Genomic DNA, 22,222 nt, shown 5'->3' on the forward strand with positions numbered 1-22,222 from the left:
ATTGACTACTAAAATTTGGCTTCGCTTACAGCTTAGCTCAAATTTTAGAGCCGAAATTACTCGTTCATGAAATTTTAAAATTTGTCAGAATTTCCTAAATAAAACGCATGCAGTGCGTTAGCACGATTGCATGCGCCTTGAACGTGCGAAGGGATTGGGGGATTTAAAAAGGGGGATAAGGGGACGGCTTTGCTTCGCTAGCTCGCAACTGCAAGCAGACCGTAACTCAAGTCCCCTTGTCTCCCTTCTAAATAAAAAGAAATTTAAAGATTTAATCAAGCAGTCTTTACAAATTTTAAAATTCCACTCACTCGCAAGAGTTGACTACTAAAATTTGGCTTCGCTTACAGCTTAGCTCAAATTTTAGAGCCGAAATTACTCGTTCATGAAATTTTAAAATTTGACTATCTGTATTTAAAATTTAAACCAAAAAACAAAAAATTTATCCCAAATTTTACTAAGGGCTAAATTTTTACATGCCTCTTTTTATCTCTTGCTCAAGCCTTTGAAGTTCAGCGATCCTGTCACTAGTGCTTGGGTGCGTTCTAAAAAGCACGCTAAGCTTGCTAGTTAGCGAGCCAAATGGATTTACGATAAACATATGCGCGCTTTGCTCGCTTGCGTTTTGCATGACGTAAGAATTCGAGTAGTTTTCAAGCTTTGTTAGCGCGCTAGCTAGCCACTCTGGGTGTCCCGTTAGATAGGCTGCGCCTTTGTCCGCCTTATACTCGCGCTCCCTTGAGATCGCCATTTGTATGACTGTGGCAGCTAGAGGCATCACAACGGCGATGATTAGCATAATTACTGGGTTGGCGTTTCGCTGCGAGTTTTGATTTTGCCCTGCCACGGTGCCTATCTTGGCGAAATTTGCGACCATCGCGATAGCACCAGCTAGTATGGCTGCGACTGAGCCAGTTAGGATGTCGTAGTGCCTTACGTGACTTAGCTCGTGAGCTAGCACGCCTTCGATCTCGTTTTCATTTAAAATTTTTAAAAGCCCCTCGGTTACTGCGACGGCTGCATGGCTTGGATTGCGGCCTGTGGCAAAGGCATTTGGCACCTCTTCTGGGATGATGTAAATTTTTGGCATCGGTAAATTCGCCTTTTGTGTGAGGCGAGAGACGATCTCGTAAAAGCCGTGAGCGTTGCTCTCATCGACTGGGATGGCGTTATATCTTTTTAGCACGAGCTTGTCGCTGAAAAAGTAAGAAAATAGGTTCATGCCAGCTGCCATCAAAAAGGCGATCATCATGCCTTGTTCGCCGCCCACGTAGCCGCCAACAGCGATAAAAACTAGCATTAAAGCAACCATTAAAAAAGCGGTTTTGAAAATTTCCATTTTTGTCCTTATTCTTTTATAGCATTTGGCAGGATCGCTGCGTCGATCTCAAATTTCGCAAGCTCGCAAAGGCTTGCTTCACTTTGGATCAAAACGGCGATAAGCGCGTCAAATAGGTAGTTTTGCGCAACTTTTGCCAGATCTTTTGCTAGCGTAATATCGGCAATAATAAATTTTGCTCCAGCGGCGTTTGCGATGATAGCTTCGTTTATGTCATTTGCGATGATGCTAAAGTTTGCTTCAGCTTCTAGCGCTCTTTTTATCAAATTTCTATCAAATTTAAAGAGATTTTGCCTGCTGTTTGAAATTTCATCTTCGCTTTTGCAAAGAAATAGCGGTTCAAATTTGATCAGCTCATCACCCAAAATTTTCATCTCTCACCCTTTATGCACTCTTTACAGATGTATTTTCCGTCTCTTAGCACCATTTGGTCGATGTCGCTAAAGACACCGCATTTGCTGCACTCCTCGAAGTTACTGGTGCTTATCTTGTCGCTTTTTTTTCTATTTTTAAAAAATATGATGTAAATCGCAACCAAAATCGCTACAAAAAGCAAGTATTTCAACGTATCTCCTCTTGGTTTTTGAGATTAAAATATATGTAGTTTCTGTTTTTTTCATTGTAAATTTGCGCGTCTATGCCTGAAATTTCATCCATGACACTTGATCCCTTGTAGATGAGAAATTTAGTGCTCTCATCATAAAATCCGTCGCAAATTTTTATAAGCTCTTTTGTCTTGCTAAGCGCCCTTGAGGTGATGAGATCAGCCGTAAATTTATCTGAAAGCTCGATCTTTTGGCTATGAACTTCTAAATTTTGCAAACCAAGCTCGATCTTAGCATAGCTTAGAAATGATGACTTTTTGGCTATCGGCTCAAAAAGGTGCCACTTCGTGCACGGCATCGCAAGGGCTAAAAATATCGCTGGAAAGCCAGCTCCACTGCCTATATCGATCGCCGTTTTGGCGCTTAGGTCAAAAATCTCAAGCGGCTTTATGCTATCAAGCACCTGCTCGCTTATATCTTTATAGTTGCTTAAGCTATGAACTTTATTAAATTTAGCAAAAATTTGAGCGTAAGCCTTTACTTTTTCGTCAAAAACTGCTGGCAAGCAAAGCTCATTTTTCATCACAAGATGTGCCCCATTTGCTCTTTTTTGACCTTTAAGTAGCCTTCGTTAAATTTATTTGGCTTGATGACGATAGGCACGCGTTTTACGATCTTTACTGAGCTTAGTCCGTGAAGTTTTAAAGGGTTGTTTGTGAGTAAATTTACCTCTTTTATGCCGTAGTGATTTAGGATAAAATCAACCACTTCATACGTCCTCTCATCAGCCTTAAAGCCTAGCTGGTGATTGGCTTCTATCGTGTCAAAGCCCTTGTCTTGGAGGCTATAAGCGTTTATCTTGTTTAAAAGCCCGATATTTCTGCCCTCTTGACGCAGATAGATGACCATGCCGCCATTTTCTTCGATATATTTTAGGCTCGCTTCTAGCTGGTCGCGACAGTCGCACTTTAGGCTCCCGATCGCATCGCCAGTTAGGCATTCGGAGTGAATTCTAAGATTTACTACTTCGCTCAAAGGCTCTTTGTAGATCACGAGGTGCTCTTTTGCCCCTTCTTTGAAGGCTTGAACCTTATAAGTGCCAAATCTTGAGGGTAGATTTGCGGCGTTTGAAATTTCTATTTTCATTTTAAATTTACTCCAACTGTGCTAAACTAGCTAAAAATCACGCATTTTAACAAAGAAAAGGCAAAAATATGTTTAAACGTTTTAGAAGATTAAGAATAAATCCAGCTTTAAGAGACATGGTAAGAGAGACTAGCCTTAGCGTAAATGACTTCATCTATCCGCTCTTTGTGGTCGAGGGCAAAGGCGTTAAAAACGAGATCGCTTCGATGCCAGGCGTCTATCAAATGAGTATCGATGAAATTTTAAAAGAGTGCGAAGAGATAGTAAATTTAGGCATAAAATCGATCATTTTATTTGGCATACCAAGCCTAAAAGATAGCGTTGGTAGCGACGCACTAAGCAACGACGGCATCATCGCAACCGCACTTCGTGCCATAAAAGATAAATTTCCAAATTTGGTAGTCGTCACCGATCTTTGCTTTTGCGAATACACAGATCACGGTCACTGCGGCATAATCGACCACGTGCATAACACCATCGACAATGACGCAACGCTTGAAATTTCAGCTAAACAAGCCTTGATACACGCTCAAAATGGCGCCGACATGATCGCACCAAGTGGCATGATGGATGGCATCATCGCAACGCTAAGAGAGACACTTGATAGCAACGGTTTTGAGAATTTACCAGTGATGGCGTACTCAACTAAATTTGCCTCAGCTTACTACGGACCATTTCGTGACGTGGCGCAAAGTGCACCAAGCTTTGGCGATAGAAAGAGCTATCAAATGGACAGCGCAAACCGCTTGGAGGCGATCAACGAGAGCTTGCAGGACGAGGCGCAAGGCGCTGATATCTTGATGGTAAAGCCAGCGCTTGCCTATCTTGACGTCGTTAGAGAGCTTAGAAATTTAACACTTCTGCCACTTTGCGTCTATAACGTAAGCGGCGAGTACGCACTGCTAAAAGCTGGCGCAAAAGCTGGCATCATCGACTATGAGCGCGTCATGATGGAGACATTAATCGGCTTTAAAAGAGCAGGGGCAAATTTGATCATCACCTATCACGCAAAAGAAGCGGCTAAAATTTTAAGGGGCTAAGATGAGGCACTTTTTGACGCTAAATGACTTTAGTAAGGATGAAATCGAGCAGATGATAGATTTAGCCCGCAAGATCAAAAAAGAGGCAAAGACTAGAGAATTTAAGCCTTATCTTAAAGATCAAAAGCTTGCGATGATATTTGAAAAAAGCTCAACTAGAACTAGAGTGAGCTTTGATGTGGGCATGCATGAGCTTGGCGGATATGCGCTATTTTTAAGCAAAAACGATATACAAATAGGACGTGGCGAGCCGATCCGTGACACCGCTAGAGTGATAAGCAGGATGTGTGATATGGCGATGCTAAGGGTCGATAAGCACGAGACGCTAGAAGAATTTGCTAAATTTTCAAGCGTGCCAGTGATAAACGGGCTGAGTGATAAATTTCATCCAGTTCAACTCATGGCAGACTATCTAACTATGCTTGAATTTAGCGCAGGTGAGAAGGTCGCATACGTAGGAGATGGCAACAACATGACTCACTCATGGCTCATGCTAGCAAGCAAACTAGGACTTGAGCTAAGAGTCGCCACGCCAAAAGGCTACGAGGTGGATGCTGAAATTTTAAAAATGGCCAATGAAAACGCAAAAATTTCAGGTGCGAAAATTTTTATCACAAATGATATAAAAGAAGCGGTAAATGGTGCCGATGTAGTGACTACGGACACTTGGGTATCGATGGGTCAAGAGGCCGAGAAAGAAAAGAGGCTAAAAGACTTTGCCGGATACTGCGTGGATGAAAATTTGATGAGTTTAGCTAAAAAAGATGTGATATTTTTGCACTGCTTGCCAGCTTACAGAGGCTACGAGGTGAGCGAGGCGGTCTTTGAAAGGCACGCAGATGAAATTTTTAGTGAGGCGGAAAATAGACTTCATGCACAAAAGGGCGTGATGGTCTGGTTAGATGAGAGAAGAAGATGAGTGAAGAGAAAAATATATATGATGAGATAGATGAGATCGGTAATAATCTTGGGCTAAGCGAGCCTGAAAAAACGGTCTTTGAGATAGTTTCAACGAAAAATCCAAACGAGCATATCTTAAATTTAAAAAGTGGCTCTTGGGACTCGAAAGAGCCGTGGTTTGGCATTGATGAAAATCAAAATTTACACACGGTCATTTCTGTACAATCGCTCTCAGCTTTGATAGAGGCCTTAAAAGAGTCACAAAAAGAGAATTTTGACCTGAGGCTTGAAAAGACGATCTGGCAAAATATCCCAGTTGATTTTAGTGATGTTTGGGTGGTTGCGATGGATGAGATCAAAAAGATCGCTCACGATAAAAAAAGCAGGCAGTTTAACATAGATCTTGAAAAACTAGTAAAAAATATAAAAAAAGAGCATCCAAATTTATTTGTAGATATAAAAGAGATGATCCAAATGGCAAGGAGCAGGGCAGATGATTGATTTTAGTGCGTATGTGAAGTATTCAAGGCCAGGGCCAAGATATACGAGCTATCCGACAGCACCGGAGTTTAGCGATAAATTTAGCTACGAGGCTTATATAAAAGAGCTTGAAAACCGCGATAAAAAAAGACCGCTTTCGCTTTATTTGCACTTGCCTTTTTGTAGGAGTGCTTGCTATTTTTGTGGCTGTAACGTCATCTACACTAGCAAAGAGGACCGCAAAGAGAGATATATAAGATATATAGAAAAAGAGCTTGAAATTTTAGCTCGCCACCTAGATACAAGCACTGAGGTCTTGCAGATGCACTTTGGTGGCGGCACTCCGACATTTTATAACGCGGCTCAACTTGATGATATCATCAAACTTATCAAGGCTAAATTTAAAAATTTCTCAAAAGAGGCTGAGATAAGCTGCGAGATAGACCCGAGATTTTTGACAAACGAGCAGCTTGATGTGCTCATATCTCACGGCTTTAACCGCATAAGCTACGGCGTGCAGGACTTTGATGAGAAAGTGCAAAAAGAAATTCATAGAATTCAGCCTTATGAGATCACTCAAAATGCCGTAAAAATGGCTAGACAAAAGGGCATAAAATCAATAAATATGGACCTGATATACGGTCTGCCATATCAAAGCTTAGAGAGCTTTAAAAAGACGCTTGAGCTTGCTCTTACGCTTGATCCTGACAGGCTTGCGGTATTTAACTACGCTCACGTGCCGTGGATAAAAAAGTCGATGCGTAAATTTGATGAGACAACCCTGCCAAATCCAGAAGTGAAGCTAGAAATTTTAAAATTTACAGCTGAGTTTTTAACTAAAAATGGCTATAAAATGATAGGAATGGATCACTTCGCAAAGCCAAATGATGAGCTTTTTGGCGCTTTGGCAAATGGCACTTTGCATAGAAATTTCCAAGGCTATACGACGAAAGGTGGTGCTGATCTTATCGGTATAGGCATTACAAGTATCGGTGAGTGCAAAAGACACTACGCGCAAAATCATAAAGATATGGACGAGTACGAAAAGGCGATCGATAGTGGAAAGTTGCCATACGCAAAGGGAATTTATCTAAGCGATGAAGACTTGCTTAGAAAAAGTGTGATCATGAGTTTGATGAGTAATTTTGGGCTTAATATCAAGGCAGTCGAGGATGAATTTCATATAAATTTCTTTGAACACTTCAAAAACGAGCTTGAAGAGCTAAAGAATTTAAGTGAATTTGTCGATGTTACGACAGATAAGATCAGCGTAAATGAGACAGGAACGCTGATAATACGAAATATTGCAATGTGTTTTGATGAGTATCTTAAGAAAATTCCTGAAAATTTAAGGCGATTTTCTAAGACAATATAAAAATTATTTTTTTGTCATAAGATATTTAAAATATATTTAATACTTTTTAGTGTATAATCCGCGAAAAAAGGTCGAGCCAAAGCTTGACAATAAAAAGGTAAAAGGATCTAGTTATGAAAAAGATATTGGCAATTAGTGCCTTGGCCGCAGCAACACTGCTGTCTGCTCAAGATGTTCCTTATAGGATTTTTCTAGCTTCATTCGCTCAAGATGATAGCGCTGCTAGAATCGATAGTGCTGTTAGTAAAGTAAACAGCAAAATATCAGATAGCAGACTAACTACTGGCGTTTATGAAGTTGGTGGAAGAAAGTTTTTATATGTTGATACAACTCCAGTTTCTGAAAATGAAGCTAATGAGTTGTTAGCTAAAGTTCAAAATGAGTCAGGTTATAAAGATGCTTTAATGAGAGCTAAGTCACCTGTAACAAATGCTCAGTCAGCTAAAAAATCTAATATAGAGCAAACTATATCAGCAGAGCCTAAAGCAGCAGCTACAGCACAAGCTGATGATAGTGTATTGACTTTGGATCAAGTTGTAAAAACTATTTTAAATGAAAACCCAAGCTTAAAAGCTACAGAATTTAACTACTTACAAGTAGGCAAAGATCTAAAAATAGCTAAAAATGCTTACTATCCAACACTTGATGCAGCTGCTAGAGTAGGATATGAGAGAAAACGTCTTGATGACGGTCTTACAACAAGAAGAGGCGATGGCAGAGTATCTGGCGCATCTTTAACTTTAGTTGAAAACCTTTATAATGGTGGTGCTGATAAAAACAGAATCAACTCTCAAAGTGCAAGACTTGACTCAGCTGCTTACACAGTAGCTCAAGCTGCGGATAGACTAACACTAAGCGCTGCAAATGCTTATCTACAAGTTCTTCAAACAAAGAGAATTCTTGACATTGAAGAAGAGAACGTAAAAAGTCACGAGGAAATTTATAATCAGATAAAAGATAGAGCCGCATCAGGTTACGGCGTAGCTTCTGAAGAGAGACAAGCTGGATCACGCTATACTTTGGCTCAATCAAACTATGTAGCTGCTAAAAATAACTATGAAGATGCACTTTCTACATTTGAAAAACTATATGGAAGAAAAGTTGCTGCTAAAAATCTGGTAATGCCTGAATTTAACCTGCCATTACCAAGCACTAAAGAGGCTGTTTATGATAAAGCTGTTCTTTGTAACCCAACACTTCTAGTTCAAAGATCAAATATCGCTATGGCAGAGTCAGTTGTAAAAGAGAAAAATGCACCATTCTTACCAAAACTAGATCTTGTTGTATCAGGTGCTTATGATCACTCAAATGTTTTATATGATGATTATGAAGAGCAAACATTTGATGCTCTTTTAAGACTAAACTATAACCTTTACAACAAAGGTAATGATAAGCTAGATAAAGAGAAGAGCCAACTTGCTGTTCAACAAGAGCAACAAACTATGGACAACCTTGTAAGAGAGCTTAAGGAGTCTTTAGAATTCTCATGGCAAAACTATGTTCTTAACCAAGAAAAAATGGGATATCTAAATCAACACGTTGAATATTCAAAAGCTACTCTTGATGCATACCAAGATGAGTTTAGAATCGGTCGCCGTGACCTTATCAACCTACTTGATGCAGAAAACGAGTACAACACAGCTTTAAAAGAGATCGCTACAACTGAGACTGCACTATCTTATGCAAAATATAGATTGCTAGATAATATGGGTATGGTTTCAGATAGTTTTGAGCCAGGCTTTGCTAAGAGATATATTCAAGGCGCTTGCAGTATTCAAAACGACTTAAGATAAAAATTTAAAAAGTGATGACCATGAGGGTCAAAGCAAAATTTTGGACGCTTACTTTAAGCGTCCTTTTTTCGTTATTAGCATTAAATGCTGTCGGGGATTTTATAAAACAAACAACGATAGCAAAGGTGGCTAAAATTTATGGAGAAGATGCAAGAAGAAGGGCATCGGCATTAAATTCTTTAATGACTTCATTGCAAGATGCAACCGAACAAGAGAAATTAATAAAAGTAAATGATTTTTTTAACTCTTTTAGGTGGGTTGATGATATGCAACTTTGGCATAAAAAAGATTACTGGGCTACCAGAATGGAATTTGTAGGAAAAGGCGCTGGTGACTGCGAAGACTATGTTATCGCAAAGTATTTCACCCTAAAGCAACTTGGAATTCCAACTCAAAAATTATACTTCACATACGTTAAAGCCTTAAGATACAACCAAGCACATATGGTTTTGGCATATTATGATACACCAAAGTCTATTCCATTAATTTTAGACAACATAAATGGTAAAATAAAAATCGCAACTCAAAGAACAGACCTCGTGCCAGTTTATAGTTTCAACGGTGATTCGCTATACTTGGCAAAACAAGAAGGTCTTGGTCAGGCAATACCAGGTGGAAATAAAAAACAAAATCCTAAGTGGATGGAACTAATAGATAGGATAGGAAAAGAGGATTTATGACGCTATTTAAACAGATTATGATCGCTGTGATAGCTTTTGGCATCGTGATTTTTATGGCTGTTGGCTACTTAAATTTTAAGAGCCTAAATGGATACATTAACGACCAGCTCGGTGAAAACGCAAGGCACACAGCAAACTCACTTGGACTTGCTTTAAAGCCGATTGTTGATCCTGAGGATATGTCTTTAGCGCAAACGATGATAAATTCTATGTTTGATAGCGGCAGATACAAGCTCATTAAACTTGAAGATGTCGATGGTAAGGTGCTTATAGAAAATTCTCAACAAACTATCGTTAAAGATATCCCTGAGTGGTTTTATAAGATTGCTAAATTTGAAGCTCCTGTTGCAACTAGCGAGATCATGACTGGCTGGGCTAAATTTGGCACACTCTATGTTCAAGGCAGCACAGCACTTGCTTACAACGAGCTTTACTCAAACTCAAAAAATATTTTTAACTTTCTAGCTTTAATGATCATCATCGCTCTTGTCGTGGCGTTTTTTGCTCTTAAGGCGATATTTAGACCGCTTGTTAAGGTTCAGGATCAAGCTGAAGCGATACTTGATAATAAATTTATCATTCAAAAGAGAATTCCATTCACAACAGACCTTAAAAAGATGGTGCTTGCTATGAACTCGATGGTTAGTAAGGTTCAAGACATCTTTGAAAGAGAGGCGGCTACGCTTAGCAAGTATCAAGAGCTTTTATATAAAGACTCTATGAGCGGCACTTATAATAGAAGATTTTTCCAAACTAAATTTAGTGAGTATCTAGCAAGTGAAGAGTATTCAAGCGGTGTTGCTTCACTTGTTAGCTTTAAAGATCTAGCTGGGTTAAAAGGCGTTCTTGGCTTTGAAAAATGGCAAAGTGTCATCATAAAAATAGCTCAAATTTTACAAGAAAAATCAACCGAAAATGACCAAAATGCGATTGTCGCAAGGTTAAATGACAACGATTTTATCTTGCTTTCTTACGGTAAAAACTCATCAAATTTCTCAGCTTTAGACGATAAGATCATGGCTGAGTTTAAAAAACTCTATGCAAATTTCTCTATAAATGATAGCGAATGCCCAGTCAATGCTGCTATTGTCGAGTACTCTCCAAGCACTGACATGAGGACGCTACTTACATCAGCTGACGTTACTTTGGCTAGTGCAAGACTGGCTGGCTGCTTTACTTGTAAAGAATTTAATGCAAATCAAAACACTCTAGTCATCGGCAAAGAGAAATACAAAGAGCTTATCTTTGACTCTATAAAAGAGGATAAATTTAAATTTGCAGCTCAAAAAGTAGTTGGTTTTGACTCAAACTTTGAGCAGTATGAACTTTATCTAAGGCTCGTTGATAGCGAGGGCAAATGGCGCATGGCATCATACTTTATGCCAATGGTAAATGAGCTAAATTTAGGTGCGATGCTCGATCTCCATATCCTAAATAGAATCGCTAGAATTTTGCCTGAAAATATCTTGCCTCAAGGAAGCTTGGCGATAAATTTAGGAAAAGAGATATTAAGCTCGGATGAAAATTTCTCAAAACTTGAAGCCACACTTAAAAAAATCGCTCAAATTTCAAAATCTAAAAACTATATAGAAATTCCAAACAAAGACGATATTAGTATCGAAAGTATAGTTAGACTTACTAAAAAATTGAAAGAACTTGGCTTTGGTTTTGGATTTGACCACTTTGATCTTAATGCAAAAGGCATTGAGAAGTTAAAAGAATTTAATCCAGACTACGTAAAGATCCAGTCAAATGTCTTAATCGACTTTTTAAGTGATAAATCAGGAGCAAATACAAAACAATCACTAGATGTTGTTTTAAGCTCAAAAGATATCATTTTGATTGCGATTGGTGTTGAGAGTGAAGAGCAAAAGAGTAAGCTAATTGAGCTTGGCATTAAAAATATGCAAGGAATTTACATAGATGAAATCAAAAATATTGGATGATAGATGCATAGCGATAAGATAAAAGACGAACTGCTTCAATGCTTGGTGATCTTTACCAAACTTCACAATAACCCATATAGTGCCGATGCTTTGACTATCGGTCTGCCTGTAAAAGATGGCGAAGAGATCGAGCTTTTTTCACTAAAGAGCTCGAAGTCTTTATTTTCTCGTGCAGCTTCACGTGCTGGCTTTGCATCGACGCTTGTCAGAAAAGATCTTGATCAAATTTCGCCTTTAGTTTTGCCTTGTATCTTGATGCTTAGAGGTAAAAAAGCTTGCATCTTGCAATCTTTCAGTGAAGACAAAAAGATGGCAAACATCATCACGCCTGATCTTTCAACTGGCACTAGCACGATAGAAACAAGCAAGCTAAAAGATGAGTATCTAGGCTATGCTTACTACCTAAAACGTGAATTTGTCCCAGAAGATACAAGCTCGACAAAGCTTATCGACGCTGGTAATGACCACTGGTTTTGGGGCACTTTAAAGCGCTCTAAGAAAATTTACTTTGACGTCGTGATAGCAAGCTTTATCATAAACTTATTTGTCCTTGCAAGCCCGCTCTTTACGATGAATGTCTATGACCGCGTTGTGCCAAATAACGCAGTTGAGACACTTTGGGTTCTAGCACTTGGCGTAAGCGTCGTTTATGGCATCGATCTATTTTTAAAATTTGTTCGTTCATATTTTCTTGAGATCGCAGGCAAGAAGAGCGATATCATTATGAGCTCGATCCTCTTTGAGCGCGTCATGGATATGAAATTTAGCAATAAGCCAAAGTCGGTTGGTTCATTTGCTAGCAACTTGAAAGAATTTGACACAGTTAGAAATTTCTTCTCATCTGCGTCGCTTGCTGCCATTGTGGATCTGCCATTTGCGTTAATCTTCTTGATAGTTACCTACTTTATAGGAAGCTACCTTGTGCTTGTGCCTATTGTTATCATGATAGCTATTTTGTGCTACACATTTTTTATAAAAGATCCGCTTCAAAACGCGATTAAAAGCACATTTGAGGCTTCAGCTATGAAAAATGGCATTTTGATAGAGAGTCTTAGCAGCTTAGAGACCATTAAAACTCTTGGTGCTAGCGGCCATGTGCAGTGGAACTGGGAAGAGGCGACTGGCGAGATAGCAAATAGAAGTATCAAGTCAAAGATCATCACTACTTCGATCACGACAGTTACGTCGTTTTTGGTACAGTTAAATACTATCGCTATCATCGTTCTTGGCGTTTATATGATACAAGATACGCACCTTACTATGGGTGGTTTGATCGCTGCTGTTATGCTTAGTTCTCGTGCGATTGCCCCTATGGGTCAAGTAGCCTCACTAGCTGCAAATTTCGAGCAGACAAAGACAGCTTATCAAAGCCTTAGTAAGATCATGCAGATGCCAGTTGAAAGACCTGAGGGCAAGAAATTTGTTAGAAGAAATTCTTTTGATGGTAAGATAGAGTTTAAAAACGTTAGCTTTACTTATCCAGACACCACAAAAGGCTCACTTGATAGGATAAATTTTGTCATTCAGCCGGGTGAGAAAGTAGGCATCATCGGTAGAAATGGCTCTGGTAAGACAACCTTGCAAAAGATAATCCTAGGTCTTTACGCACCGACTGAGGGCTCAGTGCTAATTGATGGTATCGATATAAATCAAATAGACCCAGCCGACCTTAGAAGAAATATCGGCTATGTGCCACAAGATGTTGTGCTATTTAAGGGAACGGTTAGAGAAAATATCGTTCAAAAAGCTCCTTATGTCGATGATATGCAGATCATTAAGGCGGCTAAGGTAAGTGGCGTTGATGAATATGTCAATGCTCACCCTCTTGGTTTTGATATGCCTGTCTTTGAAAGAGGCGATGGCATCAGTGGTGGCCAGCGTCAAAGTATAGCTGTGGCTAGGGCATTTTTGCTTGATAGTCCTATCATCTTGCTTGACGAGCCTACAAATTCACTAGACAATACAGTTGAGAGCAAGCTGAAAGCAAATTTAAAGGTAAATACCGTAAATAAAACTATGATTTTGGTAACTCACAGAACATCAATGCTCGATCTTGTTGATAGGCTCATAGTGATGGATAACGGCAAAATTTTACTAGATGGTCCAAGAGACGAAGTTTTAGCTAGACTTAGTGGGAAGTGATTATGCAAGAAGATATAAAAAATCAACAAAATGAAAATTTAAAGCCAGACGAAAAGCCGGTTCAAAAAAGTGACATAAAAGAGCAAGAGAGCGCTGGAGATCAAATTTTAAATAGCGTAGATGGCATCAAGTCAAACATCCAAGCTAAAAACTACGATGCCTATGACTTAAAATTTATGTCAAGCCTCTCAGAAGCTGTTTTGGCAAAGGCTCCATCAACCTCAAAAAAGATACTTTATGCAGTTAGCATAACTGTTTTTTGGCTACTTTTGTGGGCTTCATGGGCACAGATAGATGAGATAACAAGAGGTAGTGGCAAGATCATCCCATCAGGCAAAAACCAAGCGATACAAAACCTTGAGGGCGGTATCGTAGATCAAATTTTTGTAAAAGAGGGCGATGAGGTTAAAAAAGATCAGATCCTCATCAGGCTTGATAATAAAAATTTTACAAGTAGCTACGGCGAGTCAAAGCTAAGACTTGATGAGCTTCAGGCTAAATTTATGAGGCTTGATGCTGAAGCAAATGATAAAGAATTTGACTACAACGAAACAAGAGATGCGAACAATAGCAAAGCTGTAAGATACGAGATAAGCTTGCATAACTCAAACATCGATCACCTAAACGAGCAAATAGGAATTTTAACAGAGCAAATTCACCAGCGCCAAAGTGAGCTAACCGAGCTTAGAAATAAAATTTCTCAAACTCAAAATAGCTATAATCTTGTTTTAAAAGAAAAAGCTATCATGGAGCCTATCTTTAAAAAAGGTCTTGTTAGTGAGGTCGAGTATATCCAGCTTCAAAGACGTGTAAATGATCTAAAGGGCGAGCTTGACGCATCTGTGCTTGCCGTGCCAAGAGTCGAATCAACCATAAAAGAGGCGAAAAATAAGATAGAAGAGGCAAAGCTGGCGTTTAAAAATAATGCAAAAAAAGAGTTAAACGAAGTCTCTGCTGAGATCGCAAGGATAAACGAGTCGCAAATCAGCCTAAGCGACAGGGTTGAAAGAACTTATGTAAGATCTCCGGTAAATGGTATCGTTAGTAAAATGATGGTGCATACAGTCTCTGGCGTTATCAAGCCAGGTGAAAATATCGCTGAGATCGTCCCACTAGAGGATAAACTCATCGCTGAGGTAAAGGTTAAGCCAGCTGACGTTGCGTTCTTAAGACCTGGACTTGATACGATGGTTAAATTTACGGCGTATGATTTTAGTATTTATGGCGGCTTAAAAGGTAAAGTAACGCAGATCAGTGCCGATACCGAGACAAATGAAAAAACAGGCGAGAGCTACTATCTAGTCAGGATAGAAACTGAGAAAAACTATCTTGGAACAGAAAAAAAGCCACTTAGGATCAAGGTTGGTATGATAGTTTCAGCTGATATCATCACTGGTAAAAAGACGATACTTGACTATCTGCTAAAACCTATCTTAAAAGCAAAACAAAACGCTTTAACGGAGCGATAATGCAAAAGTCAGCTAGCTTTGAGCGAAATTTTAGCGAATATCAAATTTCAAGAGCGAAGTTGGCTGATAAATTTGTCATTGTAAATGATGGCAAAATATGCGATCTAATCGGAAGAGGGGTTGTTAAATTTTTCTTTAAAGACTGTGAAAAAAGCTTTGATGAGATGATAAATTTAAAAAAAGAAGAGCATATCAGCTTAGCTGGGCTAAAGATAGAAGATGAGCTAGTAAGCAGCATTAAAATATCAATTAGTGGCTACGATGAAAGCAGTGATAGCTTGGACTTTGATCTAAATTTACTATCTCTTAGTGTGCCATATAGATATGCCATATCAAATGGTTGTTTTGAGATGAGTATCTTTTTAAAAGAAGACAAAGAAGTAGTTGAGAAATTCTTATCCACTTTTAGTTATAAATTTGAGGCAAATAGTGGCAAGGAGCGCTACTTGATCGTTTTCGTAAATGAGTCAAAAATTTACGAGCAAACCTATATGTGACATAAGGAAATATGGTTATGAATGTGGTTTTTTTTACTCAAAATGGTTCGCTTAATAATCTTTGGCGAGGGTACTTTTCAGATGACGATGTGAAATTTACTCACAATAAAAAAGATTTTTTTGCAAATTTAAACGACGAGGTTGATATCGTCGGTATCGATACAAACGCTTTTAAAGATAGCCTTGATGAAAATATTAAAACCATTTATGAAAGTTTTCCAAATATAAAATGTCTAATCCTTGCAAACGAACCAAAATTTAGTGAAGGCAAACATCTGCTGGCTCTTGGTGTCAAAGGATATGCAAACTCACACATGAGAAAAACGCACTTTGAAGATGCCTTTGAGACGATTTTAAATGGCAAAGTTTGGCTTTATCCAGAATTTATCCAAGCGATGATCGGAGAGCTAACTGGCTCATATATAAATAATGAAAGTGAGACTTTGGAGAAAAAGTCTGATCTAAGCGAGCTTAGCTCACGCGAAAAAGAGATCGCAAACTTAATCTACCAAGGTCTAACAAACAATGAAATTTCAGAGCAAACAGGCATTACTTTAAGGACGGTAAAGGCGCACACTACGTCGATTTACAGCAAGCTAAATGTGAAAGATAGAATAGGTCTTGTGCTTTTGATGAAGCAGCTGCATGCGTAAAATTTTGCTTCTTTTCTTTTTTGTCTCTTCACTTTTTGCAAATAATTTTGAAATTTCTCCAAAAAATATATCTCAGTGCAAAAATCAAATTTGCAAAAATATCCTAAATCACTATGCAAATTTTATGAAAAAAATAGAACACGAAAGCTTTATCAGAAAGCTAGAACTCATAAATTCATACTTAAATTCTTTGATGCCAAGATATGATGATTTTTACAATACAAATGTCGATGTGTGGAGCACTAGGAGCGAGTTTTTAAGGCGAGGTGGCGGAGACTGCGAGGAGTACGCGATATCAAAGCGCGATAGCCTAAAAGATCTTGGCGTGGATAATCAAAAATGCCTTCTGGTTGTTCAAGAAAAAAATACAAAAAAATATCATATGGTGCTAGCTGTTTGGGAAAATTTACACAAAGAGCCTTTGATACTGGATAATCTAAGCTTTAGAGTTTTGCCGCTTTCGAAGCGCTACGACTTGGTGCCAGAGTATTGCTTGATGGATGGAAAATATTTTAAGATAAAAAAAGATGGCATAAATTTAGAACCTGTAAATATAAGAATGCAAACTTACGAAAATTTGATAAAAAAGGAAAAAGAAGAGAAATTTTGGAAGAATTAATCTTCCAAGTCGATGTCTATTTTTTCAACATTTGTTGTAATATCTTTAGTATTTTTCTCAATGTTATGTTTATTTTTTTCGATTAATGATCTGTTTTGACCTATAAGGTCTCTATTTTCTTTGATACCATCACTGTTTTGCTCGATCATTTTGCTTAGCGTCGCTATCTTTTTTTCATAGCGGATCATTAAGAAATAGATCACGTAAATTAGCAGTAAAATTACCGCCCAAGGTAAAAATTGCATATTAAATCCTTTGTAATTTTTCGTAATTATAGAAATTTTAGCTTTTAAAAAAAATAAAACTATTGAAATATGAAATTTTATATATGTAAAATTTATTTTTATTTTTGTTAAAAATGGCTCAGTCTAGCGGGTATTTTTAAAATTTTTTATAAAATTTATAGGTTTTGATTGCAAAAAAAATTAGATGAAATATTTTTCAAAATCTCCTTGACTTTTATTTTATTTTGGGCTATAATTACCACTTCACAAAACAGGTGCTGGTGTAGCTCAGTTGGTAGAGCTACTGCCTTGTAAGCAGTGGGTCGGCGGTTCAAGTCCGTTCACCAGCTCCATTTTGTAACAGTGTTTGACCAGAAAATACCAAAATAACTTATTAATGTTTAAGGTGAGATACTCAAGCGGCCAACGAGGGCAGACTGTAAATCTGCTGACTATGTCTTCCGTGGTTCGAATCCACGTCTCACCACCATTGTTATGCGGGAGTAGCTCAGTTGGCTAGAGCATCAGCCTTCCAAGCTGAGGGTCGCGGGTTCGAGCCCCGTTTCCCGCTCCAAAATTTGGGAAAGTAAACTGGGAGCTGTATCTAGATTTTACTAAACACAGTTATTCCATCTTTATTTTCATGAATTTTTAGTTGTTTGTATGTTGATTAAAATCATCTCAGCCAAGCGTTTTTCGCTCATATGGCTCAGAGGTAGAGCACTTCCTTGGTAAGGAAGAGGTCGCGGGTTCAAGTCCCGCTATGAGCTCCACTGGTTTATATGATTTTATATTGCTATACGAATTTGAATTAGATAAAGACACATATCATAACGGAGGAAAAGATGGCTAAAGAAAAATTTTCACGCAACAAGCCACACGTAAACATAGGCACTATCGGTCACGTTGACCATGGTAAAACTACTTTAACAGCTGCAATATCTGCTGTTCTTTCACGCAAAGGTCTTGCTGAGCTAAAAGATTATGATAATATTGATAATGCTCCAGAAGAGAAAGAGCGTGGTATTACAATTGCTACTTCACACATTGAGTATGAGACAGAAAAACGTCACTATGCTCACGTTGACTGCCCAGGCCACGCCGACTATGTAAAAAACATGATTACAGGTGCTGCTCAAATGGACGGCGCTATTCTAGTTGTTTCTGCAGCAGACGGCCCAATGCCACAAACAAGAGAGCACATCTTACTATCTCGTCAAGTTGGTGTTCCTTATATCGTTGTTTTCATGAACAAAGCAGATATGGTTGATGACGCTGAGCTACTTGAACTAGTCGAGATGGAAATTCGCGAACTGCTTAACGAGTACAACTTCCCAGGTGATGATACTCCAATAGTTTCTGGTTCAGCACTTAAAGCTCTTGAAGAGGCAAAAGCTGGACAAGACGGTGAGTGGTCAGCAAAAATTATGGAACTAATGGATGCGGTTGATAGCTATATCCCAACTCCAGTTCGTGCTACAGATAAAGATCTTCTTATGCCAATCGAAGATGTTTTCTCAATTTCAGGTCGTGGTACAGTTGTAACAGGTAGAATTGAGAAAGGTGTTGTTAAAGTTGGCGACACAATAGAAATCGTTGGTATCAAACCTACACAAACAACAACAGTTACTGGTGTTGAGATGTTTAGAAAAGAGATGGATCAAGGTGAGGCTGGCGATAACGTTGGTGTTCTTCTTCGTGGTACTAAAAAAGAAGACGTTGAACGTGGTATGGTTCTTTGCAAACCTAAATCAATTACTCCTCACACAAAATTTGAGGGTGAGGTTTATATTCTAACTAAAGAAGAGGGTGGTCGCCATACTCCTTTCTTTAACAACTATAGACCACAATTCTATGTAAGAACAACTGACGTTACTGGTTCTATTACATTACCAGAAGGCACAGAGATGGTTATGCCAGGTGATAACGTAAGAATTTCTGTTGAGCTTATAGCTCCAGTTGCACTTGAAGAAGGTACTCGTTTTGCTATCCGTGAAGGTGGTAGAACTGTTGGTTCAGGTGTTGTTTCAAAAATACTTGGTTAATTTATAAAATTATGCCAAAGGGGAAACCCTTTGGCTTTCTATAAGGAATATATATGAGAATTAAAATCGGTTTAAAATGCTCTGAATGTGGTGATATCAATTATACTACTACAAAAAACAGCAAAACCACTACAGATAAGGTTGAGCTCAAAAAATATTGCCCAAGATTAAAAAAACATACTGTTCATAAAGAAGTTAAGTTAAAAAGCTAATTAAGAATAAGTAGCTATTAGGGCAATAGCTCCAACGGTAGAGCGCTGGATTCCAAATCCAATGGTTGGGGGTTCGAATCCCTCTTGCCCTGCCACAATTAAGGTTAAGATTATGGAAAAATTTATAAATTATATAAAGCTATCTAAATTGGAAATAATGAAAGTTATCTTTCCTACTAAAGAACAAATTAGAAATGCTTTTATTGCAGTTTTTATCGTGGTCGCTGTTGTTTCACTTTTTTTAGCTCTTGTTGATGTTATTATGTCCTTTGTTCTTTCTAAAGTTATATAGGATAAGGAAAAATAATGTCACACAAATGGTATGCTATACAAACTTACGCTGGTAGCGAAATGGCAGTAAAAAGAGGAATTGAAAATTTAGTTAGAGATCACGGTATCGAAGATCAACTAAAAGAAGTTATCGTTCCTACAGAAGACGTAATAGAGATAAAAAACGGTAAGCAAAAAATTAATGAAAGAACTCTTTATCCTGGATATGCTTTTGCATGTTTAGATCTTGATACAGCTCTTTGGCATAAGATTCAGTCTTTGCCAAAGGTCGGACGTTTTATCGGTGAGGCCAAAAAGCCTACACCATTAACTGAAAAAGATATAAATACTATCTTGGAGAAAGTTCAAAAAAGAGCGGCACCAAAACCTAAAATATTTTTTGAGGATGGTGAAAGCGTTCGCATAACAGAAGGTCCTTTTGCTAACTTTACAGGTATCGTTGAAGAATACGATATGATACATGGTAAGCTTAGACTCAATGTTTCTATTTTTGGTAGAAGTACCCCTGTTGATATTTTGTATTCACAAGTTGAGAAGATAATTTAAGGAGCAAGAAATGGCTAAAAAAGTTATAGGTGAAATAAAATTACAAATTGCCGCAACAAAAGCAAATCCTAGCCCGCCAGTTGGTCCAGCATTAGGACAAAAAGGCGTTAATATTATGGAATTTTGTAAAGCCTTTAATGAAAAAACAAAAGATATGGTTGGATTTAATATCCCAGTTGTTATTACTGTTTATGCTGATAAAAGTTTTACATTTATCACAAAACAACCACCTGCTACAGACCTTATTAAAAAGGCTGCAGGTATAACAAAGGGAACAGATAATCCTTTAAAAAATAAAGTAGGTAAATTAACAAAAGCTCAAGTTTTAGAAATTGTTGAGAAAAAACTTGTTGATTTAAATACAAATGATAAAGAGCAAGCAGCTAAGATTATTGCTGGTTCAGCTCGTTCAATGGGTGTCGAAGTAATAGGCTAAAACCTTTACCGTCAGGTTGATTTTCAAAAGACGGAAGCAATTTATATGCGGAGAAATTTATGGGAAAAACTAGTAAGAGATTTCAAGAATTGCTCAAAAAAGTAGAGCAAGATAAAATTTATAACCTTAGCGAGGCTATCGATACAGTTAAAACTCTAGCTTCTGCTAAATTTAATGAGACAGTTGAGATTGCGTTAAAATTAAATGTTGATCCAAGACATGCTGATCAAATGGTTCGTGGTTCTGTTGTTCTACCAGCTGGTACAGGCAAAGTTGTAAGAGTTGCTGTTATAGCAAAAGATGCTAAAGCTGATGAGGCAAAAGCTGCTGGTGCTGATATAGTTGGTGCTGATGATCTAGTTGAGGATATCCAAAAGGGTATAATGAACTTTGATGTTCTTATAGCTACTCCAAATTTAATGGGTCTTGTAGGTAAAGTTGGTAGAATTTTAGGACCTAAAGGTTTAATGCCAAATCCAAAAACTGGAACAGTTACAATGGATGTTGCACAAGCTGTTAATAATGCAAAAAGTGGTCAGGTGAATTTCCGTGTTGATAAGCAAGGAAATATACATGCAGGTCTTGGCAAGGTCAATTTTACTAAAGAGCAATTAAATGAAAATATTTCAACATTTATTAAAGCTATTAATAAACATAAACCTGCGACTGCAAAAGGTAGATATGTGAAAAATGCTTCATTGTCTTTGACGATGAGCCCTTCTGTAACTCTTGATACTCAAGAAGTTATGGATTTAAAATAAGAATTTAAAGAAATTTATATCTTAGATTGGAGATAGCCGAGGCCATTGGGCTTAATTGATTCGACCCGCTCTGCTTGAAATTACCGGTCGGAAAGGAGAAAAAGTGACACGTAACGAAAAAACTGAAGTTGTTGCAAAATTAGAGAGTGAATTTAAAACTGCTGAAGCTATTGTAGTTTGTGACTATCGTGGTCTTTCAGTTAAAAAACTTGAAGTTTTAAGAAATTCTGCAAAAGAACAAAATGTAAAAGTTCAAGTTATTAAAAATACTCTTGCGAATATTGCTCTTAAAAATTCTGATAAAGTCGGAATGGAACTCAAAGATACAAACATCTATCTTTGGAGTGAAGATCAATTAGCAGTAACTAAAGTAGCCGCAAAATTTGAAGAGTCAAATTCTGATCTTTTCAAAATTAAAACAGCTTATATTGATGGCGAAGTTGCAAGCGTTGATAAAGTTAAAGCTCTATCTAAAATGCCTAGCCGTGATGAGCTTATTGCGATGCTTTTGCAAGTTTGGAATGCGCCAATTCAAAATTTCACAATTGGTTTGAATGCGCTTAAAGAGAAAAAAGAACAATCAGCTTAATTAAATTAAAAAATAATAAGGATTAAAAATGGCAATTACAAAAGAAGACGTATTAGAGTTTATATCTAATCTTTCTGTACTTGAACTTAGCGAACTTGTAAAAGAGTTTGAAGAGAAATTTGGTGTTAGCGCAGCTCCTGTAATGGTAGCTGGTGGTGCAGTTGCTGCTGGTGGTGCAGCTGCTGCTGAAGAAAAAACAGAATTTAATATCGTTCTTGTTGATTCTGGTGATAAAAAAATCAACGTTATTAAGGTTGTTAGAGCACTTACTGGTCTTGGTCTTAAGGAGGCTAAAGACGCAGTTGAAGGAACTCCATCTGTTCTTAAAGAAGGCGTTAGCAAAGACGAAGCTGAAGCAGCTAAAAAAGAGCTTGAAGAGGCTGGTGCTAAGGTTGAACTTAAATAATTTTTTATTATTTAGGCTTAATATTTCAAGAGAGAGCAGAGGCTCTCTCTTTTTTAAATTTTAGATGCCTTGTTAAAAGGCTATACTT

Annotated in this window: 26 protein-coding genes and 5 tRNA genes; 25 read left to right on the plus strand and 6 right to left on the minus strand. The window is 37.8% G+C overall.

Going from position 1 to position 22,222, the window contains the following annotated elements; translation table 11 throughout:
• Positions 1–472: 472 nt before the first annotated feature.
• The 5 genes from htpX to ribA are packed head-to-tail and all read right to left on the minus strand — an operon-like array spanning position 473 to position 3,030.
• Entirely contained in the window at positions 473–1,339 is an 867-nt protein-coding gene (gene htpX / locus UNSWCS_RS08420) for a zinc metalloprotease HtpX (RefSeq protein WP_021088175.1), read from the minus strand.
• An 8-nt stretch (positions 1,340–1,347) separates the two neighbouring features.
• On the minus strand, positions 1,348–1,713 hold the full coding sequence (locus tag UNSWCS_RS08425) for a hypothetical protein (protein ID WP_021088186.1): 366 nt from the start codon (positions 1,711–1,713) through the stop codon (positions 1,348–1,350).
• Entirely contained in the window at positions 1,710–1,904 is a 195-nt protein-coding gene (locus tag UNSWCS_RS08430) for a hypothetical protein (RefSeq protein ID WP_009294554.1), read from the minus strand. The genes UNSWCS_RS08425 and UNSWCS_RS08430 overlap by 4 nt, the downstream gene beginning before the upstream one ends.
• Complete coding sequence (rsmG, locus tag UNSWCS_RS08435) at positions 1,901–2,467, minus strand: 16S rRNA (guanine(527)-N(7))-methyltransferase RsmG (protein ID WP_021088172.1); 567 nt, start codon at positions 2,465–2,467, stop codon at positions 1,901–1,903. Before rsmG ends, UNSWCS_RS08430 begins: the two co-directional genes overlap by 4 nt.
• Positions 2,467–3,030: a GTP cyclohydrolase II gene (gene ribA / locus UNSWCS_RS08440; protein WP_012001491.1), complete on the minus strand. Its 564-nt coding sequence runs from the start codon at positions 3,028–3,030 to the stop codon at positions 2,467–2,469. The genes rsmG and ribA overlap by 1 nt, the downstream gene beginning before the upstream one ends.
• A gap of 68 nt (positions 3,031–3,098) precedes the next feature.
• Here ribA and hemB point away from each other — a divergent pair, with 68 nt between their 5' ends.
• The 12 genes from hemB (at position 3,099) to UNSWCS_RS08500 (ending at position 16,624) form a co-directional block, all read left to right on the plus strand.
• The gene (gene hemB, locus UNSWCS_RS08445) at positions 3,099–4,070 is read left to right on the plus strand and encodes a porphobilinogen synthase (protein ID WP_021088181.1); all 972 of its coding nucleotides are present in this window, start codon (positions 3,099–3,101) and stop codon (positions 4,068–4,070) included.
• 1 nt (position 4,071) lies between these two features.
• Positions 4,072–4,989 (plus strand): ornithine carbamoyltransferase, encoded by a 918-nt coding sequence (gene argF / locus UNSWCS_RS08450; RefSeq protein WP_021088182.1) that lies wholly within the window; start codon positions 4,072–4,074, stop codon positions 4,987–4,989.
• Complete coding sequence (locus UNSWCS_RS08455; RefSeq protein ID WP_021088189.1) at positions 4,986–5,471, plus strand: DUF2603 domain-containing protein; 486 nt, start codon at positions 4,986–4,988, stop codon at positions 5,469–5,471. The genes argF and UNSWCS_RS08455 overlap by 4 nt, the downstream gene beginning before the upstream one ends.
• Positions 5,464–6,825 carry an oxygen-independent coproporphyrinogen III oxidase gene (hemN, locus tag UNSWCS_RS08460; protein WP_021088171.1) on the plus strand — a complete coding sequence of 454 codons (1,362 nt, stop codon included), beginning with the start codon at positions 5,464–5,466 and terminating at the stop codon, positions 6,823–6,825. The genes UNSWCS_RS08455 and hemN overlap by 8 nt, the downstream gene beginning before the upstream one ends.
• A gap of 113 nt (positions 6,826–6,938) precedes the next feature.
• Positions 6,939–8,618, plus strand: coding sequence for a TolC family outer membrane protein (locus UNSWCS_RS08465; RefSeq protein WP_021088193.1), 1,680 nt, complete (start codon positions 6,939–6,941; stop codon positions 8,616–8,618).
• Between the two features lie 20 nt (positions 8,619–8,638).
• Positions 8,639–9,298, plus strand: a complete 660-nt coding sequence (locus UNSWCS_RS08470) for a transglutaminase-like cysteine peptidase (protein WP_012001497.1) — start codon at positions 8,639–8,641, stop codon at positions 9,296–9,298.
• Entirely contained in the window at positions 9,295–11,244 is a 1,950-nt protein-coding gene (locus tag UNSWCS_RS08475; protein ID WP_021088191.1) for a LapD/MoxY N-terminal periplasmic domain-containing protein, read from the plus strand. The genes UNSWCS_RS08470 and UNSWCS_RS08475 overlap by 4 nt, the downstream gene beginning before the upstream one ends.
• Positions 11,245–11,247: 3 nt before the next feature.
• On the plus strand, positions 11,248–13,386 hold the full coding sequence (locus UNSWCS_RS08480; protein ID WP_021085509.1) for a type I secretion system permease/ATPase: 2,139 nt from the start codon (positions 11,248–11,250) through the stop codon (positions 13,384–13,386).
• A gap of 2 nt (positions 13,387–13,388) precedes the next feature.
• A complete protein-coding gene (locus tag UNSWCS_RS08485; protein WP_021088167.1) occupies positions 13,389–14,855 on the plus strand; it encodes an HlyD family type I secretion periplasmic adaptor subunit in 1,467 nt (488 codons plus the stop codon).
• Entirely contained in the window at positions 14,855–15,352 is a 498-nt protein-coding gene (locus UNSWCS_RS08490) for a DUF5416 family protein (protein ID WP_021088177.1), read from the plus strand. The genes UNSWCS_RS08485 and UNSWCS_RS08490 overlap by 1 nt, the downstream gene beginning before the upstream one ends.
• 17 nt (positions 15,353–15,369) lie before the next feature.
• A complete protein-coding gene (locus UNSWCS_RS08495; protein ID WP_021088197.1) occupies positions 15,370–16,005 on the plus strand; it encodes a response regulator transcription factor in 636 nt (211 codons plus the stop codon).
• A 124-nt stretch (positions 16,006–16,129) separates the two neighbouring features.
• Positions 16,130–16,624 (plus strand): transglutaminase-like cysteine peptidase, encoded by a 495-nt coding sequence (locus UNSWCS_RS08500; protein WP_223228736.1) that lies wholly within the window; start codon positions 16,130–16,132, stop codon positions 16,622–16,624.
• Here UNSWCS_RS08500 and UNSWCS_RS08505 read toward each other — a convergent pair.
• A complete protein-coding gene (locus UNSWCS_RS08505) occupies positions 16,621–16,869 on the minus strand; it encodes a hypothetical protein (RefSeq protein ID WP_002941090.1) in 249 nt (82 codons plus the stop codon). The genes UNSWCS_RS08500 and UNSWCS_RS08505 overlap by 4 nt on opposite strands.
• A gap of 256 nt (positions 16,870–17,125) precedes the next feature.
• Here UNSWCS_RS08505 and UNSWCS_RS08510 point away from each other — a divergent pair.
• The 13 genes from UNSWCS_RS08510 to rplL all read left to right on the plus strand — a co-directional run bounded on the left by UNSWCS_RS08510 (position 17,126) and on the right by rplL (position 22,134).
• Positions 17,126–17,201, plus strand: a tRNA-Thr gene (locus tag UNSWCS_RS08510).
• Between the two features lie 52 nt (positions 17,202–17,253).
• A tRNA-Tyr gene (locus tag UNSWCS_RS08515) sits at positions 17,254–17,338 on the plus strand.
• A 7-nt stretch (positions 17,339–17,345) separates the two neighbouring features.
• Positions 17,346–17,422: transfer RNA gene (locus UNSWCS_RS08520), tRNA-Gly, on the plus strand.
• A gap of 124 nt (positions 17,423–17,546) precedes the next feature.
• A tRNA-Thr gene (locus UNSWCS_RS08525) sits at positions 17,547–17,621 on the plus strand.
• Between the two features lie 72 nt (positions 17,622–17,693).
• A complete protein-coding gene (gene tuf / locus UNSWCS_RS08530) occupies positions 17,694–18,893 on the plus strand; it encodes an elongation factor Tu (protein ID WP_002941132.1) in 1,200 nt (399 codons plus the stop codon).
• A gap of 53 nt (positions 18,894–18,946) precedes the next feature.
• Entirely contained in the window at positions 18,947–19,105 is a 159-nt protein-coding gene (gene rpmG, locus UNSWCS_RS08535) for a 50S ribosomal protein L33 (protein ID WP_002941157.1), read from the plus strand.
• Positions 19,106–19,124: 19 nt separating this feature from the next.
• Positions 19,125–19,200: transfer RNA gene (locus UNSWCS_RS08540), tRNA-Trp, on the plus strand.
• Between the two features lie 17 nt (positions 19,201–19,217).
• The gene (secE, locus tag UNSWCS_RS08545) at positions 19,218–19,397 is read left to right on the plus strand and encodes a preprotein translocase subunit SecE (RefSeq protein WP_002941070.1); all 180 of its coding nucleotides are present in this window, start codon (positions 19,218–19,220) and stop codon (positions 19,395–19,397) included.
• Positions 19,398–19,408: 11 nt separating this feature from the next.
• Positions 19,409–19,942 (plus strand): transcription termination/antitermination protein NusG, encoded by a 534-nt coding sequence (gene nusG, locus UNSWCS_RS08550; protein ID WP_180385147.1) that lies wholly within the window; start codon positions 19,409–19,411, stop codon positions 19,940–19,942.
• 10 nt (positions 19,943–19,952) lie between these two features.
• Positions 19,953–20,378 (plus strand): 50S ribosomal protein L11, encoded by a 426-nt coding sequence (gene rplK / locus UNSWCS_RS08555; protein WP_021088168.1) that lies wholly within the window; start codon positions 19,953–19,955, stop codon positions 20,376–20,378.
• Between the two features lie 59 nt (positions 20,379–20,437).
• Positions 20,438–21,139 (plus strand): 50S ribosomal protein L1, encoded by a 702-nt coding sequence (rplA, locus tag UNSWCS_RS08560; RefSeq protein WP_002941167.1) that lies wholly within the window; start codon positions 20,438–20,440, stop codon positions 21,137–21,139.
• 103 nt (positions 21,140–21,242) lie between these two features.
• Entirely contained in the window at positions 21,243–21,728 is a 486-nt protein-coding gene (gene rplJ / locus UNSWCS_RS08565; RefSeq protein WP_009294520.1) for a 50S ribosomal protein L10, read from the plus strand.
• A 28-nt stretch (positions 21,729–21,756) separates the two neighbouring features.
• Entirely contained in the window at positions 21,757–22,134 is a 378-nt protein-coding gene (gene rplL / locus UNSWCS_RS08570; protein ID WP_012001504.1) for a 50S ribosomal protein L7/L12, read from the plus strand.
• Positions 22,135–22,222 lie beyond the last annotated feature (88 nt).

This window comes from Campylobacter concisus UNSWCS (assembly GCF_000466685.1).
GTDB lineage: Bacteria > Campylobacterota > Campylobacteria > Campylobacterales > Campylobacteraceae > Campylobacter_A > Campylobacter_A concisus_A.